Here is a 19,364-nt window from a genome sequence, read left to right as displayed (position 1 = left end):
ATCAGTTCCCCCTCTTCCCGGCGATGTCCTCGCGACGGCCCGACAGGTCCGCCTCGCCGTACACGTGGTCCAGCAGGTTCTTGCTGCCCGTCGGGGTGTCCCGGCCGATGACCTCGGGGTGGTGCAGGTCGAAGGCGGGCCGCTCGGAGCGGATCCGCGGCAGCGAGGTGAAGTTGTGCCGCGGGGGCGGGCACGAGGTGGCCCACTCGAGCGAGGCGCCGTAGCCCCACGGGTCGTCCACCTCGACGCGCTGGCCGTAGCGGGCGGTCTTGTAGACGTTCCACAGGAACGGGATGAACGACAGGCCGAGGACGAAGGAGCCGATCGTGGAGATCTGGTTCATCGTCGTGAATCCCTCGCCGACCAGGTAGTCCGCGTAGCGGCGCGGCATGCCCGCCGCACCCAGCCAGTGCTGGATGAGGAAGGTGGCGTGGAAGCCGATGAAGAGCAGCCAGAAGTGCAGCTTGCCCAGGCCCTCGTCGAGCATCTTGCCGGTGAACTTGGGCCACCAGAAGTAGAAGCCGGCGAACATCGCGAACACGACGGTGCCGAAGACCACGTAGTGGAAGTGGGCGACGACGAAGTACGTGTCGGAGAGGTTGAAGTCCAGCGGCGGCGAGGACAGGATCACGCCGGTCAGACCGCCGAAGAGGAAGGTGACCAGGAAGCCGATCGCCCACAGCATGGGCGTGTCGAAGGTCAGCGACCCGCGCCACATGGTGCCCAGCCAGTTGAAGAACTTCACGCCGGTGGGGACCGCGATGAGCATGGTCATGAAGGCGAAGAAGGGCAGCAGCACCTTGCCGGTGACGTACATGTGGTGCGCCCACACCGTCACCGACAGGCCCGCGATGGAGATGGTCGCGAAGACCAGGCCCTTGTAGCCGAAGACCGGCTTGCGGCTGAAGACCGGGAAGATCTCCGTCACGATGCCGAAGAACGGCAGCGCGATGATGTACACCTCGGGGTGGCCGAAGAACCAGAAGAGGTGCTGCCACAGGATCGGGCCGCCGGTGGCGGCCTCGAAGACGTGGGCGTTCAGGATGCGGTCCGCGCCCAGAGCCAGCAGCGCGGCGGCCAGCACCGGGAACGCCATGAGGATCAGGACGCTCGTGATGAGCGTGTTCCAGGTGAAGATCGGCATCCGGAACATCGTCATGCCGGGCGCGCGCATGCAGATGATCGTGGTGATGAAGTTGACGGCGCCCAGGATGGTGCCGAAGCCGGAGAAGGCCAGACCCATCACCCACAGGTTGCCGCCCAGGCCGGGCGAGTGGACGACGTCCGAGAGCGGGGCGTAGGCGAACCACCCGAAGGAGGCCGCACCGCCGGGCACGAGGAAGCCGGCCGCGGCGATCAGGCCACCGAAGGTGAACAGCCAGTACGACAGCATGTTCAGCCGCGGGAAGGCGACGTCCGGGGCACCGATCTGCAGCGGCATGATCGCGTTGGCGAATGCCGAGAACAGGGGCGTCGCGAACAGCAGCAGCATGATCGTGCCGTGCATCGTGAACGCCTGGTTGTACTCGTTCTTGGTGGTGAAGACCTGCATCCCGGGCTCGAAGAGCTCGGCCCGGATGAGCAGCGCCAGCACACCGCCGACGAGGAACCAGACGAACGAGGTGACGAAGTACAGGTTGCCGATGACCTTGTGGTCGGTCGTCGAGAACCAGGTCGCCACCTTCGACCCCCGGCGCACCGGGGTGGTCGCGCCCAGCGGCTGCCGCGTCGTGGTGACGCGGGTCGCCGCCCCGGGCGCGCCGAGGCTCTCAGTAGCCATCAGAAGTTCCCTCCGGTGTTCGCCTCGTCGCCGCCCGGGTCGATGCCCTCGCCCTCCAGGGCGCCGCCGAGCTCGGTGGGCAGGGCGCCGGTCTGACCGGCGGCCTCGAGGTCCTGCAGGTGCTGCTGGTACTCCGCCTCGGAGACCACCGCGACGTTGAAGAGCATCTCCGAGTGGTACTCGCCGCACAGCTCGGCGCACTTGCCCTGGTAGAAGCCCTCCTTCGTCGGCGTCACGATGAACTCGTTCGGCGAGCCCGGGATCATGTCCATCTTGAACAGGAACGCCGGGACGTAGAAGGAGTGGATGACGTCGCGGGCGTAGAGCTCGAAGCGGACCTTCTGGTCCACCGGCAGGTACAGCACCGGCAGCCGGTCCTCGACGTTCTCGTCGGCCGTGTTGCCGGCCTGGACGCCGGTGTCCCAGACCAGGGGGGTCTCCTGGTCGGCGGCGAGGTAGTTGAAGTCCCAGGACCACTTCTTGCCGACGACCTGCACGGTGACGTCGGTCTCCTCGTCACCGCGGTCGGTGATCGCGGCCTGGTCGACGGCCGTGTAGTAGAAGAGGACCCCGACCATCATCACGGGGACGATGGTGTAGAGGATCTCGATCGGCATGTTGTAGCGGACCTGCGGCGGCAGCTCCGGGTCGCCCTTGCGGCGCCGGTAGGCCACGACGACCCAGATCGTCAGGCCCCACACCAGGAGGCCGACGACGAGCGCGGCGATCCAGGAGCCGTTCCAGAGGGTCTGGATGCGGTCCGTCATGTCCGTCGCACCGACGCTCGCGTCCGGCAGGAAGCCGTTGCTCGCGCTGGCGTTCGGCCAGTCACCTGCGGCGCAGCCACCCAGGAGCAGGGTGCCCGCCGCGGCTGCCGCGGCGGCGGTCAGCCCCTTCGCGGGACGGCGACGAGGCGTCGCGCCCGTGTCTCGCGTTCCCAACGTCGGCCTTCCCACGGTCGGTCTCTGGTCGCGGTCACCCGTCCGGACGCGCTGGCGCGCGTCCGCGGCGGTCACCGCACACCGGAGACTACCCCCCGTCGTAGGTTCCGCACGGGCCGGGGCGCGCCGTGAAGACCTCGGGGAGGGGCAGTGCGCACGCGGCCCGCAGCAGCTCCAGGTAGTCGGTGCGCGGGACCTCCTCGACGCCGAGGGTGGCCAGGTGGTCCGTGCGCCACTGCACGTCCACCAGGCGGCCCGGCGCGCCGTCCTCCTCCAGCAGCCGGCACAGGGCCACGACGGCCGCCTTGGAGGCGTCCGTGACGCGGTGGAACTTCGACTCGGCGGCGAACAGGCCCCCGACCGCCACCCCGTACAGCCCGCCGACCAGCCGGCCGTCCAGGTGCACCTCGACCGAGTGCGCCCAGCCGAGCTCGTGCAGCCGCTGGTAGGCGGCCGCGACGGCGGGGGTGATCCAGGCGCCCGGCCGGGAGGGGTCCGCGCAGCCGGCGACGACGTCGGCGAAGGCGGTGTCCACGCGCACCTCGAAGCGGCGCAGGGATCGGGCCAGCGACCGCGAGACGTGCACGCGGTCCGGGAGCAGGACCCCGCGGGGGTCCGGCGACCACCAGCCGACCGGGCCGCGCCCGCCGCGCCCGAGACCCATGGGGAAGCAGCCGGCGCGGTAGGCGGCCACGAGGGTGGCCGGGTCGAGGTCGCCGCCGGCGGCCGCGAGGTCCTCCCCCGGCGCCGGGCGCAGGGCGGCGAAGTCGTACCGCGACTCCCCCAGCGGCACGGGCCCGCGCCGGGCGCCGGACGCGCCGACGGCCCCCGCACCACGTGGTGCGGGGGCCGCCGGGCCGTCCGGTCCGCTCAGCGAGCGGTCCGTCAGGAGAAGGAGTCGCCGCAGGCGCAGCTGCTGCCCGCGTTGGGGTTGTCGATGGTGAAGCCCTGCTTCTCGATCGTGTCCGCGAAGTCGATGGTCGCGCCGTCCAGGTAGGGGGCGCTCATCTTGTCGACCACGAGGCCCACACCGTCGAAGTCGCGGACGGCGTCGCCGTCGAGGTCGCGCTCGTCGAAGTAGAGCTGGTAGATCAGCCCCGAGCAGCCGCCGGGCTGGACGGCGATGCGCAGCCGCAGGTCGTCGCGGCCCTCCTGCTCCAGCAGGGCGCGGACCTTGGCGGCGGCCACGTCGGTCAGCTGGACGCCCTGCGCGGGGGCCGTGTCCTCGGTGACGGTCGTCGTGGTGGTCATGAGCATCGTCTCCGGTTCGCTCGTCGACTGCGGGGGCTGCTGCAGGTGCCAACCGCGCCCGCGCCGGTCGTGTTCCCGCCGGGGACGTGTCCCGCGGCGGGCGCGCCCGGTGCGGCGCCCGACCAGGCTACGCCGGGGACGCGCCCGCCCGCTCCACCGCGCGCCCGTCGCCGGCCGGCAGCTGCGCGAGGCCGTCCAGCAGCAGCACCTCCCCGGCGCACACGCGCGCGAAGTCGGCCAGGTGCAGCGACTCGTCCGCGCCGTGGGCGCGGCTGTCGGGGTCCTCGACGCCGGTGACGAGGATCGCCGCGCCCGGGTAGCGCTCGGCGAGGTCGGCGACGAACGGGATGGACCCGCCCATGCCGGCCTCGACGACGTCACCGGTCCCGACGCCGAAGGCCCGCGCGAAGGCGCGGCGGGCCACCTCGTGGGCCGCCGAGCCGGTGTCGGCGCGGAAGGGCCGGCCGGCCTCGCCGTCGGTGACCGTGACGCGGGCGCCGAAGGGGGCGCGCTCCAGCAGGTGCCGGCGCAGCGCGTCGGCCGCCGCGGCGGGGTCCTGCCCGGGCGCCAGCCGCAGGCTTAGCTTGGCGCGCGCCGTCGGCAGCAGCGTGTTGCTCGCGGCGGCGACGGCGGGGGCGTCCACGCCCAGCACGGACAGCGCCGGGCGCGCCCACAGCCGGTCGGCCAGCGAGCCGGTCCCGGCCAGCCGGACCCCGTCGAGCACCCCGGCGTCGGCGCGGAAGACGTCCTCGGCGACCTCGACCCCGGCGGCGGCGGTACCGGTGACCAGCCCGGCCACGGCCACGTCACCGGCCTCGTCGTGCAGGGTGGCCAGCAGCCGGGCCAGGCAGGTCAGGGCGTCCAGGACGGGACCGCCGTTCACGCCGGAGTGCACCGCGTGCGAGAGCACGTCCACGCGCACCTCGCAGTCGACCAGGCCGCGCAGCGTCGTGGTGATCGCCGGCACGCCGACGCGCCAGTTGGCGGAGTCGGCCACGACGATGACGTCGGCGGCCAGGTCCTCGCCGTGCTCGGCCAGGAAGGCGGCGAAGGTCGGCGAGCCGACCTCCTCCTCCCCCTCGACGAAGACGGTCACGCCCACGCCGCCGTCCTCGCCCCACAGCGGGAGCAGGGTGCGCAGGGCGTGCGCGTGCGCGACGACGCCGGCCTTGTCGTCGGCGGTGCCGCGGCCGAACAGCCGGCCGTCGCGCTCGGTGGGCGTGAACGGCTCCGACGTCCAGTCCCGCGCGTCGCCCGTCGGCTGCACGTCGTGGTGGGCGTACAGCAGGACGGTGGGCCGCCCGGCCGGCGCGGGGCGGCGGGCCACCACGGCGGGCGCGCCGCCGCCGGCGGTGCGCACCCCCACCTCGGGCATCCCGCAGGCGCGCAGCAGGTCGGCCACGGCTCCGGCGCTGCGCGCGACGTCGCCGGCGCGCGCCGGGTCGGCCGACACGCTCGGGACGCGGACGAGGGCCTCGAGGTCGGCCCGGGCGGCCCGCGCCCCGGCCTCGGAGGCGGCCAGCAGGGCGGCGTCGCGGTCGTCGCCCGCGGGCGGCAGGGGGGTGGTCGTCACCCCGGCACGCTACCCGCGCGGCCGTGCCGGGCCCTCGCGCCGGGCCCGCGCGCCCGGCCGGGGCGCGGGGGGGCGGTGACGTACCCTGGGCGCGTGTTCGGACGCTCGAAGGAGAAGCAGGCCCCCGTCGTCGTGGAGGCCCCCGCCGAGCCCGTCAGGACCGCCGGCAAGGGCCGGCCGACCCCCAAGCGCAGCGAGGCGCAGGCCCGCAACCAGCGGCCCCTGGTCCCCGCCGACCGCAAGGCGGCGCGGACGGCGAGCAAGCAGGCGCTGCGCGAGGACCGGGCCCGCATGCAGCAGGCGCTGCTGACCGGGGACGAGCGCTACCTGCCGTACCGCGACAAGGGCCCGCAGAAGCGCTTCGTGCGCGACGTCGTGGACGCCCGCCGCAACGTCGGGGAGTACTTCCTCATCATCGCCGGCGTGGCGCTCGTCATCTCGATGCTGGCCCCGGCCACCGGCTCGGTCGCGCTCATCGGCGCCACCACGCTCGTCATCTACGGGATGCTCGCGGTGGTCATCGTCGACAGCGTCCTGCTGGGCCGGCGGATCAAGCGCCTGGCCGCCGACCGCTTCGAAATCCCCGAGCGCGGCCTCGTCGGCTACGGCGTCACCCGCGCCCTGCAGATCCGCCGCCTGCGCCGGCCCGTGCCGATGGTCGACCGCGGACACTCCCCCCGCTGAGCCGCTCCCCCCCGCTGAGCCGGGCCCCGCTGGCGGCGCGCACGCCGCCCTGCCGCGCGCGGTGCACCGGGCCTAGTCTCGCGCCCATGGAGTTCCGACACCTCGGTGCGAGCGGTCTGAAGATCTCGGAGATCACCTACGGCAACTGGCTGACCCACGGGTCCCAGGTCGAGAACGACGCCGCCGTGGCGTGCGTGCACGCCGCGCTGGACGCGGGCATCTCCACCTTCGACACCGCCGACGTCTACGCCAACACCCTCGCGGAGACCGTCCTCGGGCAGGCGCTGAAGGGGCAGCGCCGGGAGAGCCTCGAGATCATGACGAAGGTCTACTTCCCCACCGGCCCCAAGGGCCACAACGACACCGGTCTGTCGCGCAAGCACGTCCTGGAGTCGATCGACGGCTCGCTGCGCCGGCTGGGCACCGACCACGTCGACGTCTACCAGGCCCACCGCTACGACGTGGCGACGCCCCTGGAGGAGACGATGCAGGCCTTCGCGGACGTCGTCCGCGCGGGCAAGGCGCTGTACGTCGGGGTCAGCGAGTGGACCGCCGACCAGCTGCGCGAGGGCCACGCGCTGGCGAAGCAGCTCGGCTTCCAGCTGATCTCCAACCAGCCGCAGTACTCGGCCCTGTGGCGCGTCATCGAGGGCGAGGTCGTGCCCGCCTCCCGCGAGCTCGGCGTCTCGCAGGTGGTCTGGTCGCCCATCGCCCAGGGCGTCCTGACGGGCAAGTACCGCCCCGGCGGCGCGCTGCCGGAGGGCTCGCGCGCCACGGACGAGAAGGGCGGCAAGCAGATGATCAGCCGCTGGATGCGCGACGACGTGCTCGAGCGCGTGCAGCGGCTGCGTCCGGTCGCCGAGGAGCTGGGGCTGAGCATGTCCCAGCTGGCCGTGGCGTGGGTGCTGCAGAACGACAACGTCGCCTGCGCGATCATCGGCGCCTCCCGCCCCGAGCAGGTCACCGAGAACGTGCGGGCCTCGGGCGTGCGCATCCCCGCCGAGCTGATGAACCGCATCGACGAGGCGCTGGGCGACGTCGTCGAGCGCGACCCCGGCAAGACCCTCGAGGGCATGCCGAAGGAGCGGCTGGCCTGAGAGCGGCGGGGGGGGGGGGGGGGGGGGGGGGGGGGGGGGGGGGGGGGGGGGGGGGGGGGGGGGGGGGGGGGGGGGGCGGGCGGGGGGGGGGGGGGGCGCCCCCCCCCCGCCCCCCCCCCCCCCCGCTCAGTCGGCCACGCGCAGGCTGACCGGCCCGTAGACCTCGGTGCCGTCGGCGTACAGGCGGGCGACCTCCACGCCCTGCTCGCGCAGGCCGCGCCAGACCTCCCCGATCCACGCCTCGGCGTCGGCCTGGGCGGGGAAGACCGCGGCCGCGGCCCGCTCGTCCTCCACCGGCCGGCCCTCGGTGTCCTCGAACCGCCACGTCCAGCTCGTCGCCCTCACCCGCCCGACCGTAGGCCACGCCCGGCGGGCGCGCCGCGCTGCGGGCCCTGCGGCGCGAGCCCCTCGTCCTCCCCGGTGCGCCGGCGGCGCACGAGGTCGACGACGGCGGCCGCGAGCGCCAGCAGCACCAGCGCCAGGGAGACGCGCAGCCCGGCCGACAGCGCGGAGCCGAAGACAGCCTGCACGTCGGCGGGCGGGCGGCCGGAGGCCGGGCCGCCGGCCCCGGACAGGCCCGCCCCGGACAGGCCGGTGAAGAAGACGGCGGTGACGGCGGCCACGCCCACCGCCGAGCCGACCCGCTGCCCCGTCTGCAGGACCCCGCCGGCCACGCCGGCGACGGACCGGGGGACGTCGGCCAGGGTGAGGGTCTGGTTCGGGGAGATGACCAGGCCGCTGCCGGCGCCCGTGACCGCCAGGCACGCCGAGAGGGCGACGGCGCCGGCGGTGCCCTGCACGGTGGCCGCCACGACGTCGGCGGCGGTCAGCCCGGCGGCGGAGACCAGCAGGCCGACGACGACGGTGATCCGGCCGCGGCGCACGACCTGCCGCCCGCCGACCTGGGCGGTGACGGCCGAGGCGAGGGCGAAGGGCGTCTGCACGAGCCCGGCCTGCAGCGGCGTCAGCCCGAGGCCGGACTGCAGGTACAGGGTGACGACGAGGAAGATGCCGGTGAACCCGGCGAAGTAGGTGATGCCCACCGCGGCGCCGTTGCTGAAGGAGCCCGTGCGCACGAGGTCGCCGTGCACGACGGGGTCGCCGCCGCGCCGGCCCAGGCGGCGCTCCCAGCCGACGAAGGCCACCAGGAGCAGGGTCCCCGGAGCGAGCAGCGCCCAGCGGGCGGCCGGGGCGTCCTCGCCCGTGGTCAGCACGAACGGCAGCATCAGCAGCACGACCGCGGCGGCCAGCAGCAGCAGCCCGACCACGTCCAGGCGCAGGCCCCGCACGCCGCGGGCCCCGTCGGGGCGGGCGGACCGGTCGCGCGGCAGCCACCGCCAGGCCAGCGGCAGGAGGACCAGCCCGATGGGGACGTTGACGAGGAAGACGCCGCGCCAGCCCTCCTCGACGCCGAAGACCTGGATGATCGCCCCGCCGAGCAGCGGGCCGACCGCGGTGGACAGCCCGACGGTGGTGCCGAACGCGGCGAAGGCCCGGCCGCGCTCGGCGCCGGTGAACAGCTGCTGGATGAGGGCGAGGACCTGCGGGTTGACGAGGCCGGCGGTGACGCCCTGCAGCAGTCGGACCACGGCCAGAGCGGTCGCGGACTGCACGAGCCCCGCGAGCGCGCTGGTGAGGACGAACCCGGCCAGCCCGACGAGGAAGACGCTGCGCCGCGACCAGACGTCCCCGACGCGGCCGGCGGGCACGAGGGCCAGGCCGAACGCCAGGGCGTAGCCGGCGACGATCCACTGCACCTCGCTGGGCCCGGCGCCCAGCGAGCCCTCGATGGAGGGCAGGGCGACGTTGACGATGGAGACGTCCAGCAGGGTCATGAACCCCACGGCCAGGCACACCCCGAGGGCGCGCCAGCGGGCGGGGTCGGGCTGCTCGCCGGCCGCGCCGGGGGCGGGCGCGGGGGTGCGCCCGCGCGCGGGTCCTGACGGACCGGTGGGGCTCATGCGTCTCCTCGCGGGGGTGGTGCGGACGGGCCGTCCAGCACACTCACCCCTGCCGCGGGCGGGGACAACTCGAGCCGGTCAGCGCCGGGCGTCGTCCTGGCGTCGGGTGCGGGAGGCGGCGAGGCCCTCCAGGACGCGGCGCGGCCAGCGGGGCCCCTCGTAGACGAAGGCGGTGTACGACTGCACGAGGGAGGCGCCGGCGTCCAGGCGCTCGGCCACGTCGGCGGCGGTCCAGACCCCGCCGACGCTGACGAGCACGAGGCGGTCGCTGGTGCGGGCGGCCAGGCGCCGCAGCACCTCCAGGGAGCGGGCGGCCAGCGGGGCGCCCGACAGGCCTCCCCCGCCGGCGGCGGCGACCTCGGCGGCGGAGCTGCGCAGGCCCTCGCGCCCGGTGGTGGTGTTGGTGGCGACGATGCCGTCGAGCCCCTCCTCCAGCGCGAGGTCGGCGACGGCGTCGACGTCGGCGTCGGACAGGTCGGGGGCGATCTTCACCAGGAGCGGGACGTGCCGGTGGGCGGCGGTGTCGGCGGCCTCGCGCACGGCGCGCAGGACGGGGCGCAGCTTCTCCACGGCCTGCAGGTCCCGCAGCCCGGGGGTGTTGGGGGAGCTGACGTTGACGACGAGGTAGTCGGCGTAGGGGGCCAGCAGCCGCGCGGACGTCGCGTAGTCGGCGGCGGCGTCCTCCTCGGCGACGACCTTGCTCTTGCCGATGTTCACGCCGACCGCGACGGGGTGGCGCGGCGGGGCGGCCCGCAGCTGGCGCAGGCGGCGGGCGACGGCCTCGGCGCCGGAGTTGTTGAAGCCCATGCGGTTGACGACGGCGCGGTCGGCGACCAGGCGGGCCATCCGCGGCTTCGGGTTGCCCGGCTGGGGCAGCGCGGTGACGGTGCCGACCTCGACGAAGCAGAAGCCCAGGTGCGACAGGGCCTCGACGGCGGCGCCGTCCTTGTCGAACCCGGCCGCCAGCCCGAGGGGGCCAGGCAGGTCCATGCCGAGGACGCGGGTGCGCAGGCGCGGGTCGTCGGCGACGAAGGCCCGGCGCAGCAGGCCGGGCACGACGGGCACGCGGGCGGCGGCGCGGATGCCGGTGAAGGCCCAGTGGTGGGCGACCTCGGGGTCGATGCGGGTCAGCACCGTCCGGTACAGCGCCTGGTAGACCACCGTGCTCGCTCCCCCGTCCCGCGGCACCGGCCCCCCGCCGGCTCCCCGCCGCCCGACCGGCCCGCGGCAGCGGGGCGTGCGGGAGCGGCGGGGTCCGAGTGTAGGCGGCCCTCACCGCCCGCGGCGGCGCGGGGCGGTGGGGGCCGCCGGTCGGTCCCGGGGGGGTGTCAGTCCTCCAGCGAGGCCGTGCGCGTCTCGCGCAGGAGGGCGAGCGCGACGAGGCTGACGACGGCGGCGCCGGTGAGGTACCAGCCGACCCAGCTGACGCCGCCGGCCTCGGCGAGCCGCACCGCGGTGTACGGGGCCAGGGAGGCACCCAGGATGCTGCCGGAGTTGAACGCCAGCGACGCGCCCGTGTACCGGACGGTGGTGGGGAACAGCTCGGGCAGGTAGGCGCCGATGGGGCCGAAGACCAGGCCCATGCAGAACAGGCCCAGGCACAGCCACAGCATGACCAGCCCGGTGCTGCCCGACCCCAGCAGCGGGCCGGTGAGCAGCCCCACGACGCCGCCGCCGGTCATGGCGACGGCGAGGACGGGACGGCGCCCGAACCGGTCGGACAGCACGCCGGACAGCGGGGTGGCCAGCGCCATGAAGACCACGGCGCCGCAGAGCATGAGCAGGAAGTCCTGCCGCTCGTAGCCGAGGCCGCTGACGCCGAAGCTCAGCGACCAGGTGGTCGTCAGGTAGAACAGCGTGTACGTCAGCAGCACCGAGAAGGCGCCGAGGACGACGACCTTCCCGCTGCGGCGGAACACCTCCGCGATGGGCGCGCGGACGGGCGCGCGCTCGGCCAGGGCCTTGGCGAAGACGGGCGTCTCGACGAGGTTGAGCCGCACGTACAGGCCGACGAGGACCAGGACGGCGCTGAGCAGGAACGGCACGCGCCAGCCCCAGCTCATGAACGCCTCGTCGCTCATGCCGACGGCCAGGCCGATGAACAGGGTGTTCGCCAGGACGAACCCGAGCGGCGCGCCGAGCTGGGGGAACGTGCCCCACAGGGCGCGCCGGTGCGGCGGGGCGTTCTCGGTGGCCAGCAGCGCGGCCCCGCCCCACTCCCCGCCCAGGCCCAGGCCCTGCCCGAAGCGCAGCAGGCACAGCAGCAGCGGGGCCAGGGCGCCGGCGCTCGCGTGGGTGGGCAGCAGCCCGATGAGGGTGGTGGAGATCCCCATGACGAGCAGAGCGGCGACGAGCGTGGTCTTGCGGCCCACGCGGTCGCCGAAGTGCCCGAAGACGACCGAGCCGACGGGCCGGGCGACGAAGGCGATGGCGAAGGTGGCCAGCGAGCTGAGCGTCTGCGCGGTCTCGTTGTCGGAGGGGAAGAACAGCGGGCCGAAGACGAGCACGGCCGCGGTGGCGTAGACGTAGAAGTCGTAGAACTCGATCGTCGTGCCGATGAGGCTGGCGGCCGCCACGCGGCGGACGGGGTTCGCCGGCGACGTGGTCGCGGCGGAGGCCTGCGGGGAGGCCGGGGTGTGGGACGGACCCATGACGGGCGGGATCCTTCGCTGGACGGGGGCTGGACGTGCGGCGGCCCGCCCGGTCGCCGGGTGCGGCGCGGGAGGTCCGTGCGGGGCCCGCCGGCGCGCGGGGTCGCCGCCTGCGACCGGTGGGCGCCGGGGAGGTTACCCGCGCGCACCAGCTGGTCCCGACCCGCGGACACCTCCGTCTCACATCGTGAGACGTGGGCGTCAGTCGCGCGGGTCGGTCACCGCCACGGTCGCGCTCTCGGCCGCGGCGCGGCGCGCGGCGTCGACGACGGCCGTCGTGGCCACCGCGTCCCACGGGTCCACGGGCACCGGCCCGCGCCCGCGCACCGCCAGGGCGAACAGCCGGTACAGCTCCGGCCAGCAGCCCGGCTCGCTGGGCACCCGCGACACCGGCCCGTCGCCCAGGCGCAACCACCCCCAGCGGTGCGGCGGTTCCACGCCCCACGCCTCCCCCTCGCCGCGGGGCGTGCGGCCGGCCAGCAGCGCGGCCTCCTGACCGTCCATCGCCGCTTCCAGCACGAACGTGCCGCGGCTGCCGGTGACGCGGAACCGCGGCCCGGGCGCGGCCTGCTTCCACGACCCGGACAGCTCGCTGGTGACACCGCTGCGGTGGCGCAGCTGCACCCGCCAGTCGTCCTCCCCGCCGCCGGGCAGGGACCGGGTCTGCGCAGCGACGGTCTCCACCGGGCCCAGCAGGTGCAGCGCCTGGTCGACGAGGTGGGCGCCGAAGTCGCGCAGGAGCCCGGCGCCCGCGGCCGGCGGGTCGCCCGCCGCCCACCGCTCGAACGAGGACTCCAGGCGCGTCACCTCCCCCAGCGCGCCCTCGTCCAGGACGCGGCGCACGGTCAGGAGGTCGGAGTCCCAGCGGCGGTTCTGGTAGGCGGTGAGCGGCACCCCCAGCTCCGCGGCCAGCTCCACCGTGCCCCGCGCCGCGGCGGTGTCGAGGGCGAACGGCTTGTCGCACACCACGGCCAGTCCCAGGCGCAGGGCCCGCTCGGTGAGGTCGGTGTGGGTGGCCGCCGGCGTGGAGACCGCCACGGCCTCCACGCCCAGCGCCGGCAGCTCCTCCAGCGCGGCGACCGTCCGCACCCCGTGCTCGGCGCGCGCGAGCTCCGCGCGCCCCGGGTCGGAGGTGACGACGGCGACCAGCTCGCAGCCCGGCGCGCCGGCGAGGACGGGGGCGTGGAAGAAGCGGCCGCCGGCGCCGTAGCCCACGACGGCGAACCGGACGGGGTCGACGGGGTCGGCGGCGGGGGCGGCGGTGCTGGTGGTCACGACGGCGACGCTAGCGAGGGGCCCGCCCCTCCCCCGGCGCCGGCCCGCCCGGCGCGCGGTCCGTCAGCTCGCAGCTCGCCGTCGACACGCCCCCGCCGAGCAACCGCGAGCGGATGAGGAACCGGACGCCGTCCGGTGCCTCGAGGGAGAACCCGGCGCCCCGACCGGGCACCAGGTCGATCGTCAGGTGGGTGTGCGACCAGAGGGCGAACTGCTCGCGCGACATCCACACCGGCACGGTGAAGCCGTCCCCGTCCGTGTCCCCGTCGGGGGCCGGCACGAGCAGGTCGCCCAGGTGCACGTCGGCGTCGGAGACGAGGAAGTCGCCGTCGGCGAAGCACATCGGCGAACTCCCGTCGCAGCACCCGCCGGACTGGTGGAACATCAGGTCCCCGTGACGCGCCCGGAGGCGGCGCAGCTGCTGCGCCGCCCCCGGGGTCACCGCCACCCGCTCGACCTCGTCCCCGGCCGGGTCCCGCGTGGTGGACGTGCTGTCGTCCGGCACCTCAGCCGCCGCGGGTCCCGGTCACGTCGAGCACGACGCGACCGTCGACGGCGCCGCGCTGCATGCGCTCCAGCACCTCGTTGACGGCCGCCAGCGGCTCCACCGACACGGTCGGCCGGACGCGCCCGCGCGCGTAGAAGTCGAGGGCCTCGACCATGTCCTGGCGAGTGCCGACGATGGACCCGCGGATGGTGAGGCCCTTGAGGACGATGTCGAAGATGGGGGCCGGGAAGTCGCCGGGCGGCAGGCCGTTGAAGACGATCGTCCCGCCGCGGCGGGTGACCCCGAGCGCCTGGCCGAACGCCGCGGGGTGCACGGCCGTGACGAGGACGCCGTGGGTGCCGCCGGTCTGGCGCTGCACGGCCTCCACCGGGTCCTCGGTCCGCGCGTTCACCGTCACCTCGGCGCCGTGGCGGCGGGCGAGGTCCAGCTTGGCGTCGTCGACGTCGACGGCCGCGACGTGCATGCCCATGGCCACCGCGTACTGCACGGCGATGTGGCCCAGGCCGCCGATCCCGGAGATCGTCACCCACTGCCCGGGCTTCGTCTCCGTCATCTTCAGGCCCTTGTAGACCGTCACGCCGGCGCACAGCACGGGCGCCACTTCCACGGGGTCGGCGCCCTCGGGGATGCGGGCGGCGAACTTCGCGTCGACGAGCATGTACTCGGCGAAGCTGCCGTTCACCGAGTACCCGCCGTTGGACTGCGACTCGCACAGGGTCTCCCACCCGGTGCCGCAGTACGTGCAGGTGCCGCAGGCCGACCACAGCCAGGCGTTGCCCACCCGGTCACCGACCTGCAGGTCCGTGACGCCCTCGCCGAGGGCGGCCACGGTGCCGAAACCCTCGTGGCCGGGGACGAACGGCGGGCTCGGCTTGACCGGCCAGTCGCCGTGGGCGGCGTGCAGGTCGGTGTGGCACACACCGGTCGTCTCGACGCGGACGAGCGCCTGACCGGGCCCGGGCTGCGGCGTCTCCACCTCCTGCAGCGACAGCGGTGCGCCGAACGCCGTGACGACGGCGGCCCGCATCGTGGCGGGGACCGCGGCGGGTGCGGCGGACGCAGCGGGACGACTCGTGGTGGGTGCGGACTCGGTTCCTCCACTGCGCCTCCACCTCGCGGGGCGGCGTCTGGTGCGACGCTTCGTGCGGGCCGCGCTGAGGGGTGCGACAGGGCGGTAGGTCCCGCCCCGCGGGGCGGGACCTCCGGGACCCGTCAGAAGAAACCGAGCTTGGAGGTGGCGTAGCTGACGAGGAGGTTCTTCGTCTGCTGGTAGTGGTCGAGCATCATGCGGTGGTTCTCGCGGCCGATGCCCGAGCTCTTGTAGCCGCCGAAGGCCGCGTGCGCGGGGTAGGCGTGGTAGTTGTTCGTCCACACCCGCCCGGCCTGGATGCCGCGGCCCATCCGGTAGGCCAGGTGGATGTCGCGCGACCACACGCCGGCGCCGAGGCCGTAGAGGGTGTCGTTGGCGATCTTCAGGGCGTCGTCCGGGCCGTCGAAGCGGGTGACCGAGACGACGGGGCCGAAGATCTCCTCCTGGAAGATCCGCATCGAGTTGTCGCCCTCGAAGATGGTGGGGTCCACGTAGTACCCGCCGGACAGGTCCCCGCCGAGGTCGGCCCGGCCGCCGCCGGTGACGAGCTTGGCGCCCTCCTGCCGGCCGATGTCGATGTAGGAGAGGATCTTCTCCAGCTGGTCGTTGCTCGCCTGCGCGCCGATCATCGTGGCGGTGTCCAGCGGGTTCCCCTGCTTCACGGCCCGCGTGCGCTCGGTGGCGTCGGCGAGGAACTCGTCGTAGATCGTCGACTGGATCAGCGCCCGCGAGGGGCACGTGCACACCTCGCCCTGGTTGAGGGCGAACATGGTGAAACCCTCGAGGGCCTTGTCGTAGAACTCGTCGCGGGAGCGGGCGACGTCCTCGAAGAAGATGTTCGGGCTCTTGCCGCCCAGCTCCAGCGTGACCGGGACGAGGTTCTGGCTGGCGTACTGCATGATGAGCCGGCCGGTGGTCGTCTCGCCGGTGAAGGCGATCTTGCGGATCCGGTTCGAGCTGGCCAGCGGCTTGCCCGCCTCGGCGCCGAACCCGTTGACGACGTTCACCACGCCCGGCGGCAGCAGGTCGCCGACCAGGTCCATCAGCAGCATGATCGAGGCCGGCGTCTGCTCGGCCGGCTTGAGCACGACGGCGTTGCCGGCCGCGAGCGCGGGCGCCAGCTTCCACACCGCCATCAGCAGCGGGAAGTTCCACGGGATGATCTGCCCCACGACGCCGAGGGGTTCGTGGAAGTGGTAGGCGACCGTGTCGTCGTCGATCTGCGAGATGCCGCCCTCCTGGGCGCGCACGACGCCGGCGAAGTAGCGCAGGTGGTCCACGACCAGGGGCAGGTCGGCGGCCAGGCACTCGCGCACCGGCTTGCCGTTGTCCCACGTCTCGGCCACGGCCAGCTCCTCGAGGTTCTGCTCGATCCGGTCCGCGATGCGGTTCAGGACCAGCGCCCGCTCGGCGACGGACGTGCGGCCCCACGCCGGCGCGGCGGCGTGCGCGGCGTCCAGGGCGCGCTCGACGTCGGCGGCCGTGCCGCGGGCGACCTCGGTGAACACCTGCCCGGTGACCGGGCTGGGGTTCTCGAAGTACTCCCCCGAGGCGGGGGGTACGCGCTCGCCGCCGATCCAGTGGTCGTAGCGGCTCTCGTAGCGCACGAGGCTGCCGTCGCGCCCCGGGGCTTCGTACACGGTCATGGTGGGGACCTCCGCGGTGAGGACGACGCGACTGCGGTGTCGCGCGGTCCCGCGACCGTAGGCGCGCCCGCGTTGCGCCCGCGTTGCACCCGCGCCGGGGCGCGCGGCTCTCGGGCCCTCAGGCCACGCCGGTGCGCACCGCGCGGGCCAGCGCCTCCCCGCGCGCGGGGTCCCCCGGCGCCAGCCGGCGCAGCAGCTCGGCGGCCACCCGCGGGTCGTCGCGGCCGCAGGAGGTGCGCGAGAAGGCCAGCAGCGCCGCGTCGTCCTCCCCCTCCAGCACCGCGGTGCGCAGCGACACCTCCAGCTCGGCGCGCAGCTCGCGCACGGCCGGCGCCTCCGAGGACGGCAGCAGCGGGCCGCCCCACGCGGCCACGGCGTCGCCGGGGCGGCCGGCGCGCAGGGCCGCCCGGACCTCCAGCGCGTCGCACGACAGCTCACCCGTCACCCGGTAGGGCGCCGCCGACAGCCCGACGGCCCCGCCGGTGCGCCGCTCCAGCGCGGTGCGCACCCGGTGCACCTCCGCGCGCGCCGACACCGGCGCCAGGTCCCGCTCGTCCAGGGCGGCGGCCAGGGCCGCGGCGCTGCGCCCCACGTCGGGGTCGGTGAGCAGGAGCAGCAGCACCTCGCTGCGGCGCAGCCCCAGCGGGTGGGCCCGGCCGTCGACCACGAGCTCGCCGTCGCCGCCCAGCACCCGCAACCGGGCCACCGGGTGGCGCTCCGGGGCAGCTCCGGCGACGCCGCCGGTCCAGCGGGCGCGCAGGTCGGCCACGCGCAGCTCGCCCTCCAGGGCCTCGGCGGCCGCGCGCACGAAGGTCAGGGCGCGCTCGCGGCCCAGGTCGTCGCCACCGGTCAGGTCCACCGCGCCGAGCACCTCACCCGTGGCGGGGTCGCGCACCGGGGCCGCCGAACAGCTCCAGCGGGACACCGCCGTGGCGAAGTGCTCGCCCGAGCGCACCCGCACCGGCCGGCCCAGCGCGAGCGCGGTGCCCGGGGCGTTCAGCCCCGCCACGTCCTCGCTCCAGCGGGCGCCCGCCACGAAGCTCATGTCCTCCGCGCGCCGCCGCAGTCCGGCGTCCCCCTCGACCCACAGCAGGGTGCCGTCGGCGTCGCTGACGGCCATCAGCACCGGCACGCCCAGCGGCTCCTCCAGCAGGAGCCGGCGCGCCGTGGGCAGCACGGGGGCCAGCCGGTGCCGGCGGCGGCGCTCCTCGAGGTCGCCACCGCGCAGGGCCAGCGGGGCCAGGACGCGGTCGGGGTCCAGCCCGGTGCCGCGGCTGCGGCGCCAGGAGGTGTCGACGAGGGCGCGCGCCCCCGGCAGCGGGTCCCCGGCCGCGCAGCGCGAGAGCCAGTCCTCGCGCGCGGCCAGCAGCTCCGCGGACGTCCCCGCGCCCGTCGTCCGCACGCCCGGTGCCACCGCCTCCCCGTCCGGCCGGGGGGTCGTCCTCGACCCGCCCGGGGCCCGCAGGACCCCTCCCCGGGACGGTAAGCGGCGCCTGTCGGCGGCCACAAGCGGTTCGCCCGGACGGCGGGCCCGGGACCGCCGCGGCCCGGCGGGGTGCGACGATCGCGCAGCGCCCGCCGCCCGGGCGCGCCGACCCAGCCACCGGAGGAAGAGGCACCGATGACGGACGGCCCGCGGCCGCTGAACCTGCGCGAGCTCGCCGGCACGGTGCGCGCACCCGCCAAGCCGAGCGGCCCGCGCCGCGTGGACGCCCCCCTGCTGGCCCCCGCGGTGCTGGAGGACCTGGCGCGCTGGCTGGCCTCGGCGCAGGAGCGGGACGTGCCCGCGCCGCTGCGCCGGCCCCGGCTCGTCGTGCTGGCCGGTGACCACGGCGTGGCGGCCGCGGGCGTGTCGCGGCTGGCGCCGGGCGACACGGCGCGGGCCGTGCGCGACCTGCTGGCCGGGCGGGGCCCGACGGCGGCGCTCGCCGCGGAGGTCGGGGTGGGGGTCGCCGTCCACGCCCTCGGCGTCGACTGGGACGCCGGGGACGCTCCCGCCGCGGACGCCGACGCCCAGGACGGGGAGGCCGGGCGGGTGCCGGGCGTGCCGGAGCCGGTGACCCGGCACGCCGTGCGGGCGGGCTCCGGCGACGTGCGCCGCGAGGACGCCATGACGGCGGAGCAGACCGAGGCCGCGCTGCGCACCGGCGCCGGGATCGCCGACACCGAGGTCGACGAGGGCGCCGACCTGCTGGTGCTCGGCGACCTGGGTGTCGGCGCGACCACGGTGGCCGCCGCGCTGGTCGCCGCGTGCCTGCGCAAGAACGCCGTCGACGTGGTCGGCCGCGGCAGCGGCGTCGACGACGACGCCTGGATGCGCAAGACCGCGGCCGTGCGCGACGCCACCCGCCGCGCCCGCAAGCTGGCCACCCGGCCCGTGGCGCTGCTGCAGGCGGTCGGCAGCCCCGACGTGGCCGCGGCCGTCGGGTTCCTGCTGCGCGCCAGCGCGCGGCGCACGCCCGTGCTCCTGGACGGCGCGGTGTCGCTGGCGGCCGCGCTGGTGGCCTCCCGCGGCGTGCCGGGCGCGGAGGGTTGGTGGCGGGTCGGGGCGCGGACGGCGGAGCCCGCGCAGGCGCTGGCCGCCGAACGCCTCAAGCTGACCCCCCTGCTCGACCTCGGCGCCGGGCGCGGCGGCGGCACCGGCGCGCTGGCGGCCGTGCCGCTGCTGCGGGCGGCGCAGGTCCTGGCCGCGGCCGACGCGGCCGCGGCGCCCCCGGCGCTCGCGGCGGCGGCCGGGCCGGACGGCGGGACCGGCGCCGCGGAGCCGCAGCCCGAGGAGCCGCAGCCCGAGGAGCCGCAGCCCGAGGAGCCGCAGCCCGAGGAGCCCGCGCCGGGTGCCGGGACCGCTCCCGCTCCCTGAGCCGGGACGCGCGCCCGGCGAGCTCGGGGCACCGCCTCGGTAGGGTG

The 19,364-nt window shown here is 75.7% G+C and carries 17 protein-coding genes; 3 read left to right on the top strand and 14 right to left on the bottom strand.

Features of this window, described 5'->3' with window-relative positions:
- Position 1: 1 nt before the first annotated feature.
- The 5 genes from ctaD to ACRYMY_RS07705 form a co-directional block, all read right to left on the bottom strand.
- Positions 2-1,780, bottom strand: a complete 1,779-nt coding sequence (ctaD, locus tag ACRYMY_RS07725; protein WP_432546685.1) for an aa3-type cytochrome oxidase subunit I — start codon at positions 1,778-1,780, stop codon at positions 2-4.
- The gene (gene ctaC, locus ACRYMY_RS07720) at positions 1,780-2,736 is read right to left on the bottom strand and encodes an aa3-type cytochrome oxidase subunit II (protein WP_432546684.1); all 957 of its coding nucleotides are present in this window, start codon (positions 2,734-2,736) and stop codon (positions 1,780-1,782) included. The genes ctaD and ctaC overlap by 1 nt, the downstream gene beginning before the upstream one ends.
- Before the next feature lie 73 nt (positions 2,737-2,809).
- Positions 2,810-3,508: a leucyl/phenylalanyl-tRNA--protein transferase gene (gene aat / locus ACRYMY_RS07715; protein ID WP_432546708.1), complete on the bottom strand. Its 699-nt coding sequence runs from the start codon at positions 3,506-3,508 to the stop codon at positions 2,810-2,812.
- A 98-nt stretch (positions 3,509-3,606) separates the two neighbouring features.
- Positions 3,607-3,972 (bottom strand): HesB/IscA family protein, encoded by a 366-nt coding sequence (locus tag ACRYMY_RS07710; protein WP_432546683.1) that lies wholly within the window; start codon positions 3,970-3,972, stop codon positions 3,607-3,609.
- Positions 3,973-4,099: 127 nt separating this feature from the next.
- Positions 4,100-5,545, bottom strand: a complete 1,446-nt coding sequence (locus ACRYMY_RS07705) for a dipeptidase (RefSeq protein ID WP_432546682.1) — start codon at positions 5,543-5,545, stop codon at positions 4,100-4,102.
- A 93-nt stretch (positions 5,546-5,638) separates the two neighbouring features.
- Here ACRYMY_RS07705 and ACRYMY_RS07700 point away from each other — a divergent pair, with 93 nt between their 5' ends.
- Both ACRYMY_RS07700 and ACRYMY_RS07695 read left to right on the top strand, forming a co-directional pair.
- Positions 5,639-6,229 (top strand): DUF3043 domain-containing protein, encoded by a 591-nt coding sequence (locus ACRYMY_RS07700; protein ID WP_432546681.1) that lies wholly within the window; start codon positions 5,639-5,641, stop codon positions 6,227-6,229.
- 86 nt (positions 6,230-6,315) lie between these two features.
- Positions 6,316-7,326 (top strand): aldo/keto reductase family protein, encoded by a 1,011-nt coding sequence (locus ACRYMY_RS07695; protein ID WP_432546680.1) that lies wholly within the window; start codon positions 6,316-6,318, stop codon positions 7,324-7,326.
- 126 nt (positions 7,327-7,452) lie between these two features.
- Here ACRYMY_RS07695 and ACRYMY_RS07690 read toward each other — a convergent pair whose 3' ends face one another.
- The 9 genes from ACRYMY_RS07690 to ACRYMY_RS07650 all read right to left on the bottom strand — a co-directional run bounded on the left by ACRYMY_RS07690 (position 7,453) and on the right by ACRYMY_RS07650 (position 17,871).
- A complete protein-coding gene (locus ACRYMY_RS07690) occupies positions 7,453-7,671 on the bottom strand; it encodes a hypothetical protein (protein ID WP_432546679.1) in 219 nt (72 codons plus the stop codon).
- The gene (locus ACRYMY_RS07685) at positions 7,668-9,287 is read right to left on the bottom strand and encodes an MFS transporter (protein ID WP_432546678.1); all 1,620 of its coding nucleotides are present in this window, start codon (positions 9,285-9,287) and stop codon (positions 7,668-7,670) included. Before ACRYMY_RS07685 ends, ACRYMY_RS07690 begins: the two co-directional genes overlap by 4 nt.
- Before the next feature lie 78 nt (positions 9,288-9,365).
- A complete protein-coding gene (locus ACRYMY_RS07680; RefSeq protein ID WP_432546677.1) occupies positions 9,366-10,448 on the bottom strand; it encodes a quinone-dependent dihydroorotate dehydrogenase in 1,083 nt (360 codons plus the stop codon).
- 167 nt (positions 10,449-10,615) lie between these two features.
- Positions 10,616-11,938 (bottom strand): MFS transporter, encoded by a 1,323-nt coding sequence (locus tag ACRYMY_RS07675; protein WP_432546676.1) that lies wholly within the window; start codon positions 11,936-11,938, stop codon positions 10,616-10,618.
- A 201-nt stretch (positions 11,939-12,139) separates the two neighbouring features.
- Entirely contained in the window at positions 12,140-13,213 is a 1,074-nt protein-coding gene (locus tag ACRYMY_RS07670; RefSeq protein ID WP_432546675.1) for a Gfo/Idh/MocA family protein, read from the bottom strand.
- Between the two features lie 10 nt (positions 13,214-13,223).
- A complete protein-coding gene (locus tag ACRYMY_RS07665) occupies positions 13,224-13,718 on the bottom strand; it encodes a DUF779 domain-containing protein (RefSeq protein ID WP_432546674.1) in 495 nt (164 codons plus the stop codon).
- 1 nt (position 13,719) lies between these two features.
- On the bottom strand, positions 13,720-14,748 hold the full coding sequence (adhP, locus tag ACRYMY_RS07660; RefSeq protein ID WP_432546673.1) for an alcohol dehydrogenase AdhP: 1,029 nt from the start codon (positions 14,746-14,748) through the stop codon (positions 13,720-13,722).
- Positions 14,749-14,933: 185 nt separating this feature from the next.
- Entirely contained in the window at positions 14,934-16,457 is a 1,524-nt protein-coding gene (gene exaC / locus ACRYMY_RS07655; RefSeq protein WP_432546672.1) for an acetaldehyde dehydrogenase ExaC, read from the bottom strand.
- A 118-nt stretch (positions 16,458-16,575) separates the two neighbouring features.
- Complete coding sequence (locus tag ACRYMY_RS07650) at positions 16,576-17,871, bottom strand: GAF domain-containing protein (RefSeq protein WP_432546671.1); 1,296 nt, start codon at positions 17,869-17,871, stop codon at positions 16,576-16,578.
- A gap of 207 nt (positions 17,872-18,078) precedes the next feature.
- Between ACRYMY_RS07650 and ACRYMY_RS07645 the strand changes: the two genes are divergently transcribed.
- Positions 18,079-19,317 carry a nicotinate-nucleotide--dimethylbenzimidazole phosphoribosyltransferase gene (locus ACRYMY_RS07645; RefSeq protein WP_432546670.1) on the top strand — a complete coding sequence of 413 codons (1,239 nt, stop codon included), beginning with the start codon at positions 18,079-18,081 and terminating at the stop codon, positions 19,315-19,317.
- Positions 19,318-19,364: the final 47 nt, after the last annotated feature.

Source organism: Kineococcus haloalkalitolerans, assembly GCF_050871905.1.
GTDB lineage: Bacteria > Actinomycetota > Actinomycetes > Actinomycetales > Kineococcaceae > Kineococcus.
The sequence above is the reverse complement of the archived record's forward strand: the minus strand, read 5'-3'. Positions and strand labels throughout refer to the sequence as shown.

Coding starts and splice junctions, on each gene's coding strand:
- ctaD (WP_432546685.1), bottom strand. CDS start 1,780: ATGGCTACTGAGAGCCTCGGCGCGCCCGGGGCGGCGACCCGCGTCACC.
- ACRYMY_RS07710 (WP_432546683.1), bottom strand. CDS start 3,972: ATGACCACCACGACGACCGTCACCGAGGACACGGCCCCCGCGCAGGGC.
- ACRYMY_RS07695 (WP_432546680.1), top strand. CDS start 6,316: ATGGAGTTCCGACACCTCGGTGCGAGCGGTCTGAAGATCTCGGAGATC.
- ACRYMY_RS07685 (WP_432546678.1), bottom strand. CDS start 9,287: ATGAGCCCCACCGGTCCGTCAGGACCCGCGCGCGGGCGCACCCCCGCG.
- ACRYMY_RS07675 (WP_432546676.1), bottom strand. CDS start 11,938: ATGGGTCCGTCCCACACCCCGGCCTCCCCGCAGGCCTCCGCCGCGACC.
- adhP (WP_432546673.1), bottom strand. CDS start 14,748: ATGCGGGCCGCCGTCGTCACGGCGTTCGGCGCACCGCTGTCGCTGCAG.
- exaC (WP_432546672.1), bottom strand. CDS start 16,457: ATGACCGTGTACGAAGCCCCGGGGCGCGACGGCAGCCTCGTGCGCTAC.
- ACRYMY_RS07645 (WP_432546670.1), top strand. CDS start 18,079: ATGACGGACGGCCCGCGGCCGCTGAACCTGCGCGAGCTCGCCGGCACG.